An 18,989-nucleotide genomic window follows, 5' to 3' on the forward strand; every position below is an offset into this window, starting at 1 on the left:
AATGTCTACCTTCCTGTTGCACTGGCTATAGAATTTTCTATGTTTCTGGCAGTAGCAGCTGCGTCCTGTTTACCGGAAAACATCAGGTCAACCTGCTCGCCAACTATTGCCTCAACCTTGGAGAAATCATAATAGTAGAAAGGCTTTACGTCGTTGATTTTTTCAAGCGGATTCGAGCCTGAAAAATATTCATCACCCTTTGAGAAAAATGAGTCCTTAAGAGCTTCATTATTACTTGGAACCGAACCCCATGATGTATACATGGCTTGTTGTCCTTCATTTGTGGTACATAACCATTGTGCGTACTTAACAACCTTTTCCTTTACAGGAGACATTTCAGGAATAGCTATTGCAGTACCGCCCCAGTATCCTGTCAATGTTTCTGTCTTATCATCCCACTTCGGGAAAGGCATTACATCCCATTTGCCTGAAAGCTCAGGAGCATTTTTCTTGATATTTGCTCCTTCCGCAATATTCATTGGCCATGCAACGATTTTGCTTGCCTTGAATTCTCCCCAGAACTCAGGAGTAAAGAAAGTAAGGCCTTCTGCAATTCCATTTTTAAGAGCATCATTAAACCAGTTAAGCGTAAATTCAAGCTCAGTATTATTCTTGATTACCTTTCCGTCCTCGGTGAAGAAATTGCCTCCGCGTGACTGCATAAACATGGCTATTTCATTTGCTCCCCATGTTCCTGCCGGGTTAAATACAGGCATTATATACAGCCCCTTTTCTTTCAGCTTTTCTCCGGCTGCTAAAAACTCATTCCAGGTTTTTATTTCTCCTATGCCGTTCTGCTCAAACACATCTTTTCTGTACCATATAACTCCCGGAGATACATCGGGCGCCATTCCGTATATTTTTCCCTCATAAGTGAGCAAGCCGGTCACAGCCGGTGAAAATTTATTAATCGAGTCCTGGATGTAAGGAGTCATATCCATCAGCTTACCTGTCTTGGATATGTTTGAAAATGTTCTTTGCGGCTGCTGGAACATATCAGGAGCACCTGTTCCGGATGCTAATGCAATTAAAAGCTTTTGTGCGATATCTGTGTGAGACATCTGGACAAGCTCTATTTTCACTTCGTCCTGCATTGAATTATATTTATCAATTGCAGGCTGCTGCGTAGACAGCCAAGTCCAAAAAACCGCCTTTTCATTTTTTACTTCTGTCCCTGCTGTAGATGAGGATGTTTGTGCTGATGAGTTGTTAGCATTGTCAACTGTATTGCCACAGCCTGCCAGTACCATCGTAAATAGCATTACCAATGCGAGTGTTGCTGAAATAGCTCTTCTCATTTTCTTTTTTCCTCCTGTTATATATTATTGTTTGTCTAAAAAAACACCCTGACTAATCAGTGTTTTTTGCAGTTTATTAACGGATACAGCCTCCGGACTTACAGCATCCTTAATACAGATAGCCGCAGCAGTACCCGCCGCCTGACCTATGCCAAAGCATGGCGGCATTACTCTAAATGCTGAAACCGCTTCAGACGCAGATGATATTGACCTTCCCGCAACAAGCAGGTTGTCACAATTATTGGGAACAAGTGAGCGGTATGGTATCCCGTACCATTTATCAACAACAACATACTCACCGCCCGATCCGTCATCAGCATGTATATCTATTGCATTTGCACACAATAAAATATCATCCTCAAAGGTTCTGGAATTTAAGATGTCTTCCTTCTGAATTACATATTTACCCTCAATATGCCTTGTCTCCCTGATACCGATAGCTGCTCCGGTTTCCATCATCTTTGCATTCTCAAAACCGGGTACGTGCTTTTTAAGAAAGCTGTATACCTTTCTCGCCTGTTTACGCCCTTCTATAGATGCCAGCGTAAGCTCTGAGCTTTTTGTCCCGTCAACTTCTGTAATACGGGTTGTATTAAGCTTCCATTCTCCCTTTTGGTTTGTCTCATACGTTCCCATCTCATCACGCTTTATATCCCATTCACCGGTTTTTCTGCCTTCTTTTATAAGCCAGTTGAAGGCGCCAAAAAATGGTTTGTCCATAAGGTGCTTATTTTCATCGACATATTCATATACTCTGTCAGAATCTACATTACATACTCTGAAAAACATGGTGGCCGGCTGCATGGAATTATCCTTTTGCCTCCCTTTAACAGTTGGTACACCTGCTTTTTCAGCCACATCCGCATCACCGGAGCAATCAATTATTATTTTTGCATTTATTGCACACAGGCCTTCCTTACGTCCTGCAATTACACTTTTAATTTTATTGCCCTCGGTTATGCAATCAATAAATTGCGTGTAATAAAGAAGCTTTACACCGCTTTCCTGCAGCATATCTTCAGCAGCAATTTTAAGCACCTCAGAATCGAAAGGTGTTACATGATGGTGCCCCTTTTCTATAAATGCCGCATAAGAAGTTGACCATCCCACCTTTGAAGGATGTATAGCACCTCCGAGTTCTTCCATCCTCCTCACAAGCTCATCAAAAACTCCTTTGATAATCTGTGTTTCTCCTTTTCCGTCATAGCAGGTCATAAAGGGACCTACCAAAGCATTTGTTGCCATTCCGCCTAAAAAGCCGTATTTCTCAATCAGCATTGTTTCTGCACCGTTTCTTGCCGATGAAATTGCTGCAGCAATACCTGCTGGTCCGCCACCTACCACCAGCACCTCTGGAGTATAAATATCTCCGATTTTTGCAATATAGTTTACTTCCGGCATTTTCCTTCCTCCTAACAGCCATACTTATTTATATTTATATAATCTCTAGCAGGATTTACGTACTATAAATTCCGCCGGAAGATTATATTCCGTATAAGGTCCTTCCGGATTTTCTATCCTTTTAAGTACAAGCTCTGCTGCCATGGCTCCCAGCTTTGCAACCGGCTGCTTTATGGTTGACAAGGGAGGATTGGTTATTGTAGACCAGTTGTAATCATCAAATCCAATTACAGCCATGCTTTCAGGAATAGAAATGTTTTTATTGGAAAGACACTTTAATGCTCCTACCGCCATAAGATTATTTGATACAAATATTGCGGTAGCATCGGTATTTACAAGTTCCTCTGTCAGTTGATAACCGCTCTCATGCCTGGAGTCTCCTCTTTTTATGAGCTTCTCGTCTATCTGCAGACCATTTTCCCTTATAGCTTCCAAATATCCTGAAAGCCTTTCGTCAGTCGTACTTAATCCATCACGTCCTGCAATATAGCCTATCCGCCTATGGCCCTTCTCTATAAGACTTGATACCGCATCATAGGTTGCTGTTTTCCCGTCTACCATGACTACATCCGCCTGTGATTTATAGGTTTTTCTATCTATAAATACAATGGGGTAATTAACATCTGTAAACATAGACCTATAATCAAAATCACGGCTTGTAGGTGCTATAATTATTCCGCTTACCAGCTGCGAACTCATTAGCATTATTTGTTTTTTTTCTATATATATACTTTCTCCTGTATTACAAAGGAAAAGGCTATATCCCTTTTTACTTAAAACTCTCTCTATAGCCTCGGCCACTTCTGTGAAAAAAAAGTTTGAAATATCCGGTATAAGAAGAGCCACAGTTTTCGTTTTATTTGTTCTCAAGCTTCTGGCCATAGAATTTGGCACATATTTAAGCTCTTCCATGGCAGTCAGAATTTTATTTTTTGTTGCCTCTGAAACAAAGCGAGTGTTGTTTATTACATGGGATACTGTTGCTACCGAAACTCCCGATTTAATAGCTACATCTTTTATACTAGCAGACACCTTTTTCTCATCCCCTTGTTTTTATGTTCTCCGTAAACGATTAACGTAATCGTTTACGTAATCGTTTAATTAAATAATAAATCATTTCTTTCGACCTGTCAATACTATTTTAGATATATTTCGACACTTTTCTTTTTTGTCCGCAAGTGCTCTCTATACCTCAAAAAAAGAAATCCCTGAAATTCAGAGTCTTCTGAATTTCAGGGATTTCTTTTTTATTTTTCCATGATACCATTATTTTTATAACTTTTGGTTAAACTCAATTTTTTCCTTGTCAGGGCCTAATATAGTTAGAAACTTAACGCCATTTTTCCAAAAAGGCAGAAATTTTGGAGTCCCTTCAATGGTATCAATTCCTGATTTTTTTATTTCTTTATATATTTCGTCAATATCGTCTACGTCAAATGCGATATGGTCAATATGTCCATGCCCGCGCCCTTTTATTTCTTCATACTCTTCACCCGACAGCTGGTATAGCTCCAATATAAAATCCTTCAGCTTAATAAAAGCCACATTAACCTCACCGTTGCTGTCGTTTATTTTCATTTGATACATCAGCTGGAACCCTAAAGTATCTATATACCATTTCTTGCTCCTCTCAATATCCCTGACCGGTACTCCTAAATGCTGAACTCCGTTTATATTATCTATTATACTCATATTAGCTATCATTCCTTTCGCTGTGCTCAAGGCACAAAAATCAGTAAAAATCTCTGCTTCAAAGCCCATTCCGTCTAAAAATACGATATAAATATCGTCATAAAGGTTGAACTGCAATTGACTTTAGTAATTCAGATTAATACTAACCCTTTTTATACGAAAACTCAATAATTACTTTTTCAATATTAAATGCTACTTTTAATGATTGCCAAAGAAAAAGTATTTTCTTTCATATCAGCTTCCATTCATTTGCTTTCTTTTAGTCAAAACAAGCGCAACTGAAAGAAGAGCCGCTCCGAAGCACAATTCTATAAGCATATATTGAAATATCGGTGTCAAGTTTTCAATATTGAAGTTCGTCAGGTTTGATATCTCATTGTTTGCCTTTACATACCAATAAGCAGGAGTGAATTTTGCTATGTCAAGGACAGCTTTGCTTAAAAACTCCTGCGGTACAAATACACCGCTTATAAATGATAAGCCGAGCCCTAAAACATTTGTAACGCTTGACTGTGCATTGCTGCTCTTGACAAAAATTCCGGCAAAAAAAGCCAAACAAAGTGCCATCACTGTGAAAACAAGTGAATTTATACAGAAATACAAGCCATTCAATGTAAACATATCATCTCTAAACAATAAAAAGTTGCAGACCATCATCAATCCCCAGCAGGCTGCGGCATAAATGATATTTCCAAGTATGATCTGCATATTTAATGAAGAATTTTTAATCGGAGAGCAAAGGGTTCTCCTCCTTATGTTTTTGTTGTTAAATACCATCATAATAGAGGTTACCCCTAATAGAAGGATGCTTGTTATTGCATATGCCAGATAATTAAAGAAATATATGGCATTATCCCCTGTTTTGCTGTTCTGATTTTCATCCCTTTTAATTTGAACGTGTGTGGCAACTTTCAAATCATCTGCTGCTTTCTCAGCCAGCTCAGCCTGAGTGATATTGTTATAATAGGTTAAATACATCTTAACTGTGCTTAAGTATTTATTTACCAGCATATCTGTGTATATTCCGTTCGTAGACTCTGAAACCGTTATTTTTCCGATTTTAGCGTCTTTTCCCTCCATAATGTCCGCAGTGAACCCCTTCGGTATTTTCACAATATACTCTACATCTCTGAAAAATAGTGCATCCTGAAGCTTTTGTGTGTCATTCTCCAAAGAAACGTACACCGAGTAATCCTTCAAATAATCTCTAAGCCCGTCAATCAGCGGGGAATGCTCATCTTCATTGATAAAAGCAACTCGTGTTTTGGCTTGCATAAAATTATCAAGGTCTTTTGAAGGAGATGAAAACGAAAATAATATTGCAAGTGTTAGAAATACTCCTATATATATTGATATCTGACCCATATTCTTTTTTATTATCCTGAAGTATGTTTTAAATACTTGCATATCTCCGCCTCCTTATAATCAGATAAGTCAACAGGCAAAACAATATTGTAAACCCGCTCAGCAAATTGATATTTATAAAGAACCGTGTATGAGTATCATAGTAGTATAACGCATACAAGGCATCAGTTATTAATGTTATAGGGTTAATATATGCCAGCACCGGTATATCTTTTGCAACAAGGTACTTTATGTTGCTGCTTCCTCCGCTCATCATACCTGCCAGAAAGGATGCTGCCATTGTACTCCCTATCAAAACAGCAGTCTTTACACCCTCCCCCTTTTTCACCGCAGCACCGATAAAGGCTCCGAAGGTTATCCCTGCCGCACATCCCATAAAGCAAGTCATCAAAATATATCCTGTTTGTTTTCCAAAATCCACTTTTATCACAAAAATTAAATATGCTAAAAGAATTAATATTTCCATCACTAAGATTACGTATCCTGCAAGAAGACCTGCCGTCAGTACCTTTAATTTATGAACCGGAGCTACATTCAGTCTTGCGGCTCTTTTTGAGAGATTTGCCTGAGTATCCGTAATCTCTTTCATCCCTATGAAGGCACCGTAAAAGCATGCCATAGCTATCAAGGAATAAAAATAGTTTACTGTTGTATCCGGTTTATCGGTTGTTCCTAACGGAACAGCCTCAGTATATTCCCATGTACCTCCGGCATCCTCCAATAATCCGTTCTGCAACGCTGCCGGATTATTTTTAATTATAGCTGTTAAAGTGGTAACGGTCTGGCTGTATCCATCCAGAGCCGATTTTATAATAGACTGTTTAAAACCTGACTTTTTTACCACCAGCTCAGTTTGCGGACCGCCAATTATATACCCTGCAATTTTATTATCATCAAGGAGCTTCTCTGCCTCATCCTTTGTAGCAGCAATAATGTTGAACAACTTCCCCTCTCCCTCGGAAACAGCTTTGAGGAATTTTCTAAAGTCCTCATTCTTTTGATATGCATCATTATTTATTACTGCCACATCAATGCTGCTAAAGTTTTCCGAGCTTGAAATATTCGTAAAAGCCATACCAAATAAGGTGGCTAAAATCAATGAAAATACTAAAGTCCAAAAAATGAGAACTTTATCACGAATAATACATTTTAATCTGTTTATAAATATATGCCGGAACATTTATCTGCCTCCTAATCCCTCAGCTCTTTCCCTGTAATTTCCAGAAACACGTCATTCAGCGTCGGCTGCTCTGAGTATACTCTGCCATAGGTTATCTCATTATCTCTGAAAAAATCCAATAGAGTATTCAGATTATGCCTGCCTTTGCTGTATTTTATGAACAAATTTTTCTCATCGTATTTAATACTATTAACATTTGGCAGCCGCTCTATTTTTTTTAAATTATCAGCACTCAGATTAAATATTTCTGCCGTTATTCTCTCACCCAGCTTAATCATTGCCATGAGCTCTTCCTTTGTTCCTGCTGCTATAATTTTCCCTTTATCCATAATTACAATTTTGCTGCACAATTGCTCAACCTCTTCCATGTAGTGCGAAGTATAAATTATAGTTGCACCTTCATTATTAAGCTTTTTTATGCCGTCAAGAATATTATTTCTGCTTTGTGGATCAACTGCTACTGTCGGCTCATCTAATATTATAAGCTTTGGCTTATGAGCTATTCCGCATGCAATATTCAAACGGCGTAGAAGCCCTCCGCTAAGCTTCTTGGGATAAAACCTCCTGAAATCATTTATCCCCACAAATTCTATTGCTTCCTCCACCAGCCCTTTCCGGGTAGCCTTATCTGAAATATACAGCCCGCAGAAGTAATCTATATTTTCATAAACAGTAAGTTCATCAAAAACAGCAACATCCTGCATTATAACGCCTATATCCTTTTTTATACCGTATTCATCCGGTGCCATAGGTTTATCAAATATATTTATTTCTCCCTTGTCATAAGCCAGCAGGGAAAGAATACAATTAATGGCTGTAGTCTTTCCGGAGCCGTTTGGTCCTAGCAGTCCGAATATCTCTCCTTCTTTCACCTCGAATGACAAATGATCTGTGGCCACCAAATCACCATATCTCTTAACTAAATTGTTTACACTGACAACCATGCTTCTACCTCCTGATTCGCTAACACTTTATTCAGTTATTTTACACATCTCCGCTATTTTTTTCCCTTTTGACTTTAATATATTCAAAAGTCAAGTACTATCAGCTAAAGAAACGGTATATCGTCCCCGATATTCTATCATCGCGGAGGCTTGAACCGTAATTGACCTTAGTCAAATCCTTCAGCTATATCTTACAGCATGGCAATTTATTTATTAAGTGTTTGAAATCAACTGTTAATGTGACAATTGTCATCTATATAGACATTATATTGCAAATTACATCCTGTTTTATCGTTTTTGGTTTTATAATTGACATTTTTGTTGTTTTTTGGTATATTAGAAGTGTCGGGTAAAAGGTATGTTCAGTAAAAATATACGGCGTAGGATTTATCCGGATTAACTGGTAAATGCTATGTGGCATTGGAACAAAAATTATTAGTTTTTTTGGTCTTTATTATGAGACAAGTTGCGATTTTTTTCGCAACTTCCTTTTTTTAGGAATACTTATTTCAAATTTTACGAAGGAAATTATGTACTTTTTTCAAAGCCAAAGCCTTTTAATATATCATTAGCCAGCCTTGGAACCCTGAGTATATTTAAGTGCCCTGCACTATATTTATTAACTCCGCGAAATTCTATGTTTCCTATCAGATACTCATAATCTTCCTGAAGAACTATCTGATCATAGAGTCCATATGCAAGGATAATATTTTTTTCATGCAGATAGCTGTTTTTTCTGGATAGAGGCTCAAAATCGATTAAAGCTTTTTTAATATCTTCAAAACAATATCCGTAGCTGCACATATCCTGCTTTATATTTACAAGCAGCTTGCTTTCCCAGGTAAGCTTTGAAAGGACACTGACAGAATTAATAATAAACAGATTATTTATCTCTTTGCAAACCGATGCCAATATAAGAGACATACATCCACCCATGCTGAATCCCGTCAGCTGCACAGGCAAGCTGCTTTTTTCAGATACAATTTTACAGACGGAATACAAGTCATATACCGCCTGTTTCAGCGCCCATTGAGATCTTGCAACATCAGCGCTCCAGAAATATTCCCCGCTATAGCTACTATCCTTGGGTTTTCTGTCGTAATGATATGGAAGCATCATCAGATATACATTTAAGCCCAGCTTATTAAGCATTGTAACGAGGAATTGATAAATCCCCAAATTATCCTCATACAAGCCATGTACAAAAACAACATTTCCTATAGCCTTTTCAGCATTATATACAATGACACCGGCGCAATTATTTTCAGTATATGGTGTATGTACAAAGGACTTAAAGCTCAGCCTTTCGCAGGCTTCTTCCCTTATGCAAGCGACCTCGAGAGCCTTCGTATTTATATTATCCATGTCTTCAAAAGGATTCCCCTCAATTAATTTAAAATAGCTGTCCTTTGGAGAATGTCTTGCTTTTGACAGCTTATTCTCTATTATTTTATTTATAGCTATAGTATCCACATAACGTGAGCTTTGTTCATTCATAATAACCTCCACTCCCAGCTTGGCATAAAAATTTGGTGAAGCAGCTGTGGTAACCCTCTTCCTCACAAAGCTTTACCAGTATTCTTGTACGGCTTCTTCTTCCTAGCTTTCCACAAATGCCAGCGATAGTGAGCAATATCTGTTTTGGATTGAAACGGTTCTTACCTTTTCAATATTGTTTATTTTTATAATATTATATACAGTATCTATTTCGTGAAAATCCATATTCATTCCAAGCCTATAGAGCTTTGAAACAGCTTCCTTTCTAGTCCAGTACAATGTGGCAAGGCAGTTGACCTCACAAGCCTTGTCATCGTTGCCCGGGTAATAAAGTTTATTAAGCTCTTTAATTTCATTTTCTGTATAATAAAATCCAAGTAAGGATTTAATTTCACTTATAGTATTCTCAATATCCACTCCTATCCTGCGCTGTGATACTACTGCTACGCAATAGGGATAGGAATGGGAGATAGAAATATTTAAGCCTGGGTATCCTTCAATATACGGCGCCGAATTTAATCCATTCAGTATACGAATTTGCTTTAAATCTATCTTTTTGAAATCAGAACCGGTGTCATTAACTGCCGCCATTTTCACAAATGCCATCTTACCGGCATACCTGCCTGCCATCCATTGTATTCTCTTTTTTGGACTCTTGAATTTATGCTGGTCAGCCTTTTCTCCATCCGAAAAGGCCGACCAGACATTTTCGTCTTTAGTGAATACCTTTCTCATGAAGTGTCTGATATTAATAATCTCATAATAAAATTCAAATTCCTTGGAAGCATTCCGCAGGAAATTATTTATTTCTCTTTCAACACTCTCATATTCCATGGGTCTGCTCCTAATCAGTATCAGCTGCCGCAAATAAAAACCTTCACTAAAGTCAATTACGGCTTCAAGCCCTCGTGCAATAGAATATCGGGCCGATACGTATCGTATTTCAGACGTATTATGCTTTCAAAACCGGCTTCAAACAAAGCTCGGGTTTTATCCCGCAGCCAAACCATCAGCCGGCAGTAATTGACTTGCACAGCTAATTACTGATAAGCCTGAAGGTAGCATTTCTTGCATAGCTGCAAAGTTCATCCTTCTCATCCAGAATGGCTATACGGTAAGTACGGTATTCCTCATCCTCCGATACAGCTTCCGCAAAAACCCTGAAGAACCCATCCTTTCTTGGTACCTTAATTATTCCGAATTCTTCAACTCTCCATGGCAGATATATATTTTTCTTTTTTGTAACACAATCCTGAGCCGCTCCCTGATACATTGCATCAATGAAGCAAGGATTTATTAGCAGCCTGTCAAGAGGATAATTGCTGTTATATATTTGCTCAGTCGGGAATAGCTCCGGAAATATGACTCCTCTTTCATTATGAAGAAAATTATCTAGTTCCCTTAATTCATCAGTTTCCGCCATCCTCCAGTACAATGCTCCAAGGCTCAGTATTTGATTCCCGTTACTGTCAAGCAGAATATCTTTGAGATCAAGCTTGCTGGTGACACTGAAATTATTGCTGGTTACCCATTCCCAGTTCAAGGGATGCATATCATCATAGTTCTCCGCTTTTCCGGAAACCAACATGCCGCCATGCCTGATCAAGGTCTCCCCTCCCATCTTTTGAGGCTTGAAATAGGAATATACTGATATATCCCAGCTGTCATTGTCCGGCTTGCCTTCAATAAAAAGTTCTCTGTCCGCATCCCGGAATAGCTTGAAGGGATTTAAAAATTCCAGCTTTCGCAGACAATAGCCTTCCTGCCTTCCTGCCTGCAGTGCAAAGTATTCCGCACAAAGCTCCATAATACAAGCAGCCGGCAACAGAGGCACATTTCTGAGTCTGTGTTGATCTATCAAGGCATCCTTATTCACTGAAAAAGTCTTATATGCCTTAGTTATAAGGCTTCCTCGCTTATCCACCCTGTCAATCAGGACTGCATTGTCCAGCTCATTAATAAACAGCCTCGGATCTGTTAAATTTTCAAGGCCCTCACTAAGAATGACTTCGCTTATGTCCAATTTGCTTTCCAACAGCTTAATAAATCCATCTACGCCTGATTTCGTATTAATCAGCTTGATTCCGATTTTTGAAGCATTTTGCTTAATATATTCGTTTCTCGAGGCTATTCCAATATCCTTCCACCCTGACCAAACAATGCTTACTGCATTGACAGAAGGGCTTTTTGACTTAATTGCCTTGGCCAATACATTCAAGAAACTGTTTCCTGCACAATAATCAAGCTGCGCTTCATTTCCAAACCTGCCCGAGATAGACGAAAACAGGATTACCTCCTTTAAGTCCTCCGTATTGCAGAATTTTATCAGATTGCATGCCCCTATTACTTTCGTTGTATATACTTCATCAAATTCCTTTACCGTTTTCTGCTTTATAAAATGACTTCTGTCAATTCCTGCTGCATGAATCAAACAATTAACCGCACCATTTTTCTTTACGGCGCTGTTGACTGCCTTTTTCACAGATTTCTCATCTCTGACATCGCATCCGGTATAATTTATACTATTTCCTGATGCTTTAATGTCCTCCAGCATATTATAGATTTCCACAGCCTTAGTAAGCTTCTCAAATTCAGCCTGAATAAGAACAGGTGTGACCTTCCTGTAAGTTTTAGCCAGCCTCTCCTGTATTTCAGATTTTTTTTCATTTAATTGCTCTTCACTTAACTTGGCTAAAGCTTCAATATCCTCAGGAAGCTCCGTTCTTCCTAATATCGTGAAAGCTCCCTTATATTTTTTATTAAGCGCCCTTGTAATCTCTGCAGTAATACCCAGAGCTCCGCCTGTTATTAAAAAATGCACATTGCCGCCCAGATTGACGTGACTCAACTCCTGCTCATTGAAATTACCGATTCTGACAACCATTCTTTTTCCGGAATTATAAGCAATTTCGTAATCAAATCCGGAAGCTTCAATTTCACTGATTATATGAAATACAAATTTATCTTTGTCACATACAAGCTGCTTATCAAAATCAACTATTCGTATGCTGCAATTTATCCACTCTCTTTTTAAGCCCTTGTAAAATCCGGTGACTGCTCCAAAGGAAGGATCTATATCCTGAACAGCCTTATCAAGGTAACCCATTCCTCCGTCAATAGACACAGCACATAAAATTCTGAGGGACAAATCATTTATTTGCTGAGCAGCTTCCTTGTAAAATATAAATCTGGCTTTTCCGCACGACTGGAGAACTTCTTTCTGCTCTGTCAGGCTCAACGTGCTGAAATCAATGCCAGCACCTAAATGAGAGCAATCTATTATTACATCAATAGGCTTTGATACACATTCCCTTGCAGCCTTCACTAATTCATCATCCGATAATTCAGTGTCAAAAACAAATGTAAATATATCATTAGCCTTATCGGCAAATCTCAAGGCAATTTCATTGACAAAGGCCTCATTATCCCCAATAATGCAAATATTGTTTGCTTTAATATCAACCGCTTTCTCCGGCAGCTCCTGTTCAACAAGCATCGGCACCTGCCATACTATCCCGGCGGGTTCTTCTTCTCCAAGACAAGTCTCGGATAATATCTCTTCACATCTGTTGATATTTTCTTTAAAATAATCAATAAGCTCACCGACAGTGTTCATCCTGCTTACTTTTTCAATACCAAAATCATCAACATTGAAGCAGTCCGAGATATCTTCCAATATTGATGTCATTTTGTTTTTATCAAGGTCCAGATCTTGCTGAAGCTCCATATCAGATGTAATCATTTCAACCGGATATAATGTGTGCTTAGCTATTATTTGAAGGATGCCCTCCGCAATGCCGGTTTTTGGCTGTTCAGCCGCTGCCGCTTCTTCGAAAGCATTAGCCTGAAAGCCTGCATCCTCAGAGAGCCTTTTATTTATAATATTTAATAAGGTACTTATAATACTTTCAATTTTGAGCAGCTCTGAAACCTGAGGCCATTCTTCTTTCAGGATATCATACCTTTCAGACAGCCTAGTTATAACCGTTGCCTGTTTTACTGTATCTATTCCCAAATCAGCTTCCATTTCCATGTTTATGTCAAGCATGTCAACGGGATATTTTGATATTTCAGAAATAACCTCCAATACTTCTGTTTGAACCTTATCCCAGGAAACAGCCTCTGAGCCTTTCTGCTTATCCTGCCTTCCTGTCTGAACAGGGGAGTCGGGTATTTTTGAGTATATCAAGTCAACCACCTGACCTATTGTCGGGTAACCGGCAATACCCTGTCCTTCCTCTCTGTTAAGAGCAAACCTCTCCCAGAGAATTGATATGATTGTTGCCTGCTTTACTGTGTCTATTCCCAGATCAGCTTCCATTTCCATATCTAAGTCAAGCATGTCGGTAGGATATTTTGATATTTCAGAAATAACCTTTACTACCTCTGACTTAACGTCATCCTTTAAATATTTCCTGCCTTCTGCAGGTTCTATTGCTGCTTTCATTCCTGCTGCACCTGAAATATTCTGAGCATTATTTTCTATATCTGCTGTATTTGCGGCAGCTTTAGCTTCATCCGTTTTATATGTGCTGAAAGCCGGCGAATCCGACATCTTTGAATATGCCAAGTCAATAATCTGACCTATCGTCGGATAATTTGAAATATTGCTTCCTTCCTCTCTTTCTATACCGAACCTTTCCCAAACCATTGAAAAAATTGTTGCCTGTTTCACTGTGTCTATTCCCAGATCTGCTTCCATTTCCATATCCAAATCCAGCATTTCCTTAGGATACTTTGTTACCTCCGAAAATATATCTAAAATACTGTCTATAATACTTTTCTTCTCCGGGATATCTGACTTTACAACAGCCTTGACAGAAGATATGCCAGCATTATTGCCTGCAATATTTTTATCGGCAGCGAAAAAATCTTTATTTGATTGACTGATAGCATTGCAGCCTTCCGATAAAGTGCTCTCCGTATCAGCTTCTTTTCCCTTTTGTGTCTTTATTACAAGCAAGCGTCCATCCTTGCACAAAACCCCCTCAGATGATGGCGCAACAGCCTTCAGCCATGCCTGATATTTAGAAGCATTGACTATCCTATTGTCACCAATGGATATATTTTGCAATAAATTATAATTGCCCTGTCCTCCAAAGCCTGCCACACCTCTGAGAGCATATTTGAAGCTGTAGCTTCCTCCGCCGGACAGCTTGAGTCCTGCCAGTTCCGGATCCTCAACCAAATAATTTACTATCGGAGGCACCTTCTGATATTGAAGGGCTTTTGCCGCGACCGCTTCCTCGATTGAACCTCCCATCGTATGGCCTGTCATACCTTTTGTATTACATATAAGAATATCCCTGTATGCGCTTCCGAATACCCTTTCAAGGGAAATTTTCTCAGTCTGCGAGCACCCGCCCTTTTTTGGAGTATATGTTTCGTGAGAAAAATAAACAGTATCAGAGGCTATCTGTGTACGGCTGAATCCATTTTCTCTTTCCATCCTTGATATAAACTTCTCAAGCTCTTCACTGAATTTCACAGGGTCAATTTTTGTTTGATGCCCCGCCATATTAAAGGCATGAGTACCCACTATCCTGCATATTCCTGCCATTCCGCGATCCTCGACAGCCTGTTCCTTTTCTATCACAAGACCTACCGCACCGGCACCGATTATCATACCGTTTCGCCTGTTATCAAAAGGTACTGCCGCAGAATAGAGATCCTCCGAGGTAGTTGCCGCACCGGCGGACAAGAATCCTCCGCCCAGCCATTTCAGGCTGTCCTTCGAGGATGCATTATCTGCTCCTATAACTATCATTCTTTCGGCACGGCCTGCACGAATCATATCCTCAGCCAGTGATACCGCATATGCTGTTGAAGAGCATGCGGCATTTATCTGGAAGTTCGGTCCCGATGCACCAATAAACTGGGCTAACCGGTTATTTGCCTGTGAGGCAACCTGACTCATAAAATCAGAATTAAAGCTGTAGACATCATCATGCCCTGAGCAGTCACTAAGTCTTGAGTAATTCAAGGTGAACCAGTCGGACAATTGTTTTTTAATACTATAATCACTGGTATGACTTATTATATATTCATAAAAAGCTATCATTTCCTGTCTGGATTTCTTTCCGAATTTGTAAGCCACAAACCTGGAAACCTCCTGAATAAACGGCTCTACCATAGGAAACCCGTTAGCAAATATAATCCCTGTACTCTCTCTCATTTCCTCAGGAAGCACATACCTGCCTTCTAATACAGCACCGTTTGAGGCTATCCTTACTTCCTTGACCATAGGGATTCCTGCGTCAGCCAAGGCCTCATAGCCTGCAGCAACTGCCGCACACACCGTCTTGGTCATTTGCTTCTGAATATCGGCATCTACTAAGTAATCCTCCATATTCAAATTACCAAATTTGCCTGCCAGTGCTATGACCTCATTTATTGCGGATAAAATCCTGAATTCAGAGCCCTGTTCCTTTTTAACAAGCCTTGTAATATTCAGCTCAGCCATACTTTGACGTTCATCATCAGTCAACCTCTCAATTAGATTCCTTCCCTCAAATAACAAATCAAAATTATCATCGCTGAATATCCTTTTATATGTTCCGGGCAATCCGATAGAAACACCGCTGTATACCAGCTTCTCAGAATAAAGAGCCGCCCTCTGTGTATTATTGGAGAATTTTTCGGATACATTAATATCCTCAGAATTTGCAGGTATTCCTTCTTTATGTGCATGGCATTCCGACGGCATCCTTACTGTTTCGGCTGTGTTATTCACAGGTAAAGAAACCTGAATATGCACACCTGCCGCAAACAGTTCTCCTATCGCCTTATTCAGGCACTCAATATCATTCTTCTTTTTTAAATTAGAGGTAATTACTTTTATATCCTTACCTGCCAATATATCCTTTATAAGATTACTGAGAACAGAGCCCGGGCCTATTTCAACAAACAGCCTGACTCCGTCATTGTAAAGCTTGTTTATAGAATCAGCAAATCTTACAGGGCTTGTTATTTGTTCCCTTAGCAATTGGGGTATTTTGTCTGCGGCATCATCAGACGCAGGGTAATAGTCTGCCAAATGATTTGCAATAACTTTTGCATTGCCCTGTTTGAATTTTATATCCCTTATTTCATTATAGAAGCTTTCTGCCGCACTGTTTATCAGAGGTGAGTGGAAAGCGTGGGATACATTTAATACAGTATGGGTAATCTTATCTTTTTCCAGAATTGCCGCCAGCCTTTCGATCTCCGATGCCTCTCCTCCGACAACTGTCTGGCTGGGTGAATTTATATTTGCTGTATAAATTCTTAGTTCTGTTTTTTCCAGAAGCTTTTCAGCTTCCTCCTGCGAGTCCTTGATACTGAGCATTTTCCCGCGTTTATCCTGCGGAATGGAAGCAAACGCATATCCTCTTTTGCCTACAAGCTTTGCCGCATCCCTGAAGGACAGCATTCCATTTGCAGCTAGAGCACTTACCTCTCCAAGACTGTGTCCTATCATATATCCCGCCTCAAACCCCATATCCTTGAAAAGCCTGTACATGCAATAGCTGCTTATAAAAATTGCAGGATGTGTATTTTGTGTTTCTTTTATTATCTCATTTATTCTATTCTCATCTTCTCCAAATACCATTGAAGAAACCGTATTACCGTATTGAGCCTGCCAAATAGCATCAAAGCTGTCGTATGAAGCTTTGAAGGAAGGATAACAGCCGTAAATATCCTTCTCCATATTGGCATATTGTGATGCCTGCCCGGGGAATAGTACTGCAATTTTTTCAGGAGCAAGCTCTTCTCCTGCTCCGAAGCTTATTCCTGCAAGTGCCAGCTCTTCTGTATTATTAATTCTATTGCTTTCATACAGCTTTATAAAGGTACTCCATTTCTTTTTCAGCTCCTCAGCTCCTGAGCACATTAGTGAAAGCCTCAGATTTCTGCCATATTCAACTATTGAATTATTCCGGAAAACAAGCTGTCTGAAATCTCTTGGTGAAGCTGTTTCTGCGGCAGCAATAAATTTTTCATACTCTTTTTCAAGCATATCCCTTGTATCCGCTGAAAATAAAACAGCCTCCTGAATTAATTTTTCTCCGCCCTGAACAGAAGCCTCCGTATTGATGCTTTGATTTTTATCTGCCGGATAAGGAATGTTATATAGCTTTCCTATAAATTCCTCTCTAAACTCTTCAAGAGAGATATGATAATCAGCGCCTCCAAAGCCAAACGCACTGACACCGGCTCTTCTTGGATGGCTGCTGTTTGCTTCCCACTGTTTTGCATTTTTCAGAACATAAAAAGGGGAGCCTTCTAATTTTAATTTTGGGTTAACCTCCCGAATATTAGCTGTAGGAGGAAGTATCTTTTTATCTAACGCCATAATAGCCTTCAGTACGCCAGGCACACCGGCAGCTGAGCGCAAATGCCCGATATTGGATTTTACCGATCCTATTCCGCAGAATTCCTTTCTGGAACAGCCTAAATTATTGAATGCTTTTTTCAAAGCATTTACCTCAGTCGGATCTCCTACTTGCGTGCCTGTGCCGTGTGCTTCCAGCATTTCTATTGTATCAACAGGATATCCTGCCATTCTGGAGGACATTTCTATGGCCCTTACCTGTCCCTCCTCACTGGGGGCAGCTATGTATTTCCCCTTGCCATCACTGGCTCTGCCATAGCCTGATATAACAGCCAGTATCTTATCCTTATTCTGTATGGCATCGCTAAGACGTTTCATAATGATAACTCCAGCACCCGAGCCAATTACAAATCCATTTGCACGGGAATCAAAAGGATATGATCCATCCGGTGATAAAGCATTTATTCCTGAGAATAAGCTTAATCCGGGTGCCAATACGGAAACATCGGCGGCACCGGCTATCACCGCATCATATTCTCTGCTTATCAGACCCTCAGCACCGCATGAAATAGCCGCAAGCGACGATGCACATGCGGCATCAACAGTGAAGGAAGGCCCCCGTAAGTCAAAGACATTTGTAATCCGTCCTGCAACGATATTCGGCAAAACACCCGGAGAGCTATCCTCTGTAATTTGTATAGTACCTTTTAAAAATTCCTCCCTAAGCTTACTAATAACCTCCTCAAATTCCTCCGAAGAAAGTTTTCCCTGTACCAGCGTATCCTTTCTAAGATAATACTCTATTTCCTGAAAGCTCATCCTTTGAAGAACCTGATCATACTTTATTCCGGGCAGACCGTTACCGAGAATGACTGCCGTATGCTCCTTGGGAAGCGGCTTGCCCCCCATAAACTCAAAGGCTTGATCCACACAATATATAGATGCAAGCTGATTTCTATCCATGTGCTCCGCCACAGCCGGAGGAATCTTATGCTTAAAACCTGACTTCTGGTAAGTCTGATGATCAATAAGCCCTGCTATATGAGTATATGACTTGTCCTCTTTATTAATTTTTCCATATAGCTCAGGGCGGAAAAATATTTCACTGCTTACTATTTCATCGGGTATTCTTTTTATAGAAACTTTTTTGTTGAGTATATTATTCCAAAACTGATTTACATCGGCAGCCTCCGGAAAAATACCTCCAATACCAATAACTGCAATTTCATTCTCTGAATAATTATATTTGGCCACAGAAGTACCCCCTGTTTCTATTCTAAGTTATTTAAAGACAATTT

10 protein-coding genes are annotated in these 18,989 nt (G+C 39.6%); all 10 read right to left on the reverse strand.

The window, feature by feature from the left end:
- Nucleotides 1-5: 5 nt before the first annotated feature.
- The 10 genes from LY28_RS15810 to LY28_RS15855 all read right to left on the reverse strand — a co-directional run bounded on the left by LY28_RS15810 (nucleotide 6) and on the right by LY28_RS15855 (nucleotide 18,945).
- The gene (locus tag LY28_RS15810; protein ID WP_110463155.1) at nucleotides 6-1,298 is read right to left on the reverse strand and encodes an ABC transporter substrate-binding protein; all 1,293 of its coding nucleotides are present in this window, start codon (nucleotides 1,296-1,298) and stop codon (nucleotides 6-8) included.
- A 24-nt stretch (nucleotides 1,299-1,322) separates the two neighbouring features.
- Nucleotides 1,323-2,699: an FAD-dependent oxidoreductase gene (locus tag LY28_RS15815; protein WP_110463156.1), complete on the reverse strand. Its 1,377-nt coding sequence runs from the start codon at nucleotides 2,697-2,699 to the stop codon at nucleotides 1,323-1,325.
- Between the two features lie 45 nt (nucleotides 2,700-2,744).
- Complete coding sequence (locus LY28_RS15820) at nucleotides 2,745-3,731, reverse strand: LacI family DNA-binding transcriptional regulator (RefSeq protein ID WP_110463157.1); 987 nt, start codon at nucleotides 3,729-3,731, stop codon at nucleotides 2,745-2,747.
- Nucleotides 3,732-3,971: 240 nt separating this feature from the next.
- A complete protein-coding gene (locus tag LY28_RS15825; protein WP_165835602.1) occupies nucleotides 3,972-4,391 on the reverse strand; it encodes a VOC family protein in 420 nt (139 codons plus the stop codon).
- Nucleotides 4,392-4,625: 234 nt separating this feature from the next.
- Complete coding sequence (locus LY28_RS15830) at nucleotides 4,626-5,798, reverse strand: ABC transporter permease (protein WP_110463159.1); 1,173 nt, start codon at nucleotides 5,796-5,798, stop codon at nucleotides 4,626-4,628.
- A complete protein-coding gene (locus tag LY28_RS15835; protein ID WP_110463160.1) occupies nucleotides 5,785-6,936 on the reverse strand; it encodes an ABC transporter permease in 1,152 nt (383 codons plus the stop codon). The genes LY28_RS15830 and LY28_RS15835 overlap by 14 nt, the downstream gene beginning before the upstream one ends.
- A gap of 11 nt (nucleotides 6,937-6,947) precedes the next feature.
- Nucleotides 6,948-7,880 (reverse strand): ABC transporter ATP-binding protein, encoded by a 933-nt coding sequence (locus LY28_RS15840; protein ID WP_110463161.1) that lies wholly within the window; start codon nucleotides 7,878-7,880, stop codon nucleotides 6,948-6,950.
- Nucleotides 7,881-8,408: 528 nt separating this feature from the next.
- Nucleotides 8,409-9,377, reverse strand: coding sequence for an alpha/beta fold hydrolase (locus tag LY28_RS15845; protein WP_110463162.1), 969 nt, complete (start codon nucleotides 9,375-9,377; stop codon nucleotides 8,409-8,411).
- 102 nt (nucleotides 9,378-9,479) lie between these two features.
- On the reverse strand, nucleotides 9,480-10,211 hold the full coding sequence (locus LY28_RS15850) for a 4'-phosphopantetheinyl transferase family protein (RefSeq protein WP_110463163.1): 732 nt from the start codon (nucleotides 10,209-10,211) through the stop codon (nucleotides 9,480-9,482).
- A 202-nt stretch (nucleotides 10,212-10,413) separates the two neighbouring features.
- Nucleotides 10,414-18,945 carry a type I polyketide synthase gene (locus LY28_RS15855; RefSeq protein WP_110463164.1) on the reverse strand — a complete coding sequence of 2,844 codons (8,532 nt, stop codon included), beginning with the start codon at nucleotides 18,943-18,945 and terminating at the stop codon, nucleotides 10,414-10,416.
- Nucleotides 18,946-18,989 lie beyond the last annotated feature (44 nt).

The sequence above is a fragment of the Ruminiclostridium sufflavum DSM 19573 genome (genome assembly GCF_003208175.1).
GTDB classification, from domain to species: Bacteria; Bacillota; Clostridia; order Acetivibrionales; family DSM-1351; genus Ruminiclostridium; species Ruminiclostridium sufflavum.

What these genes read in the sequence shown, in the direction of transcription:
- LY28_RS15810 (WP_110463155.1), bottom strand. Translation starts at nt 1,298, where the DNA reads ATGAGAAGAGCTATTTCAGCAACACTCGCATTGGTAATGCTATTTACG.
- LY28_RS15815 (WP_110463156.1), bottom strand. Translation starts at nt 2,699, where the DNA reads ATGCCGGAAGTAAACTATATTGCAAAAATCGGAGATATTTATACTCCA.
- LY28_RS15825 (WP_165835602.1), bottom strand. Translation starts at nt 4,391, where the DNA reads ATGAGTATAATAGATAATATAAACGGAGTTCAGCATTTAGGAGTACCG.
- LY28_RS15830 (WP_110463159.1), bottom strand. Translation starts at nt 5,798, where the DNA reads ATGCAAGTATTTAAAACATACTTCAGGATAATAAAAAAGAATATGGGT.
- LY28_RS15835 (WP_110463160.1), bottom strand. Translation starts at nt 6,936, where the DNA reads ATGTTCCGGCATATATTTATAAACAGATTAAAATGTATTATTCGTGAT.
- LY28_RS15840 (WP_110463161.1), bottom strand. Translation starts at nt 7,880, where the DNA reads ATGGTTGTCAGTGTAAACAATTTAGTTAAGAGATATGGTGATTTGGTG.
- LY28_RS15845 (WP_110463162.1), bottom strand. Translation starts at nt 9,377, where the DNA reads ATGAATGAACAAAGCTCACGTTATGTGGATACTATAGCTATAAATAAA.
- LY28_RS15850 (WP_110463163.1), bottom strand. Translation starts at nt 10,211, where the DNA reads ATGGAATATGAGAGTGTTGAAAGAGAAATAAATAATTTCCTGCGGAAT.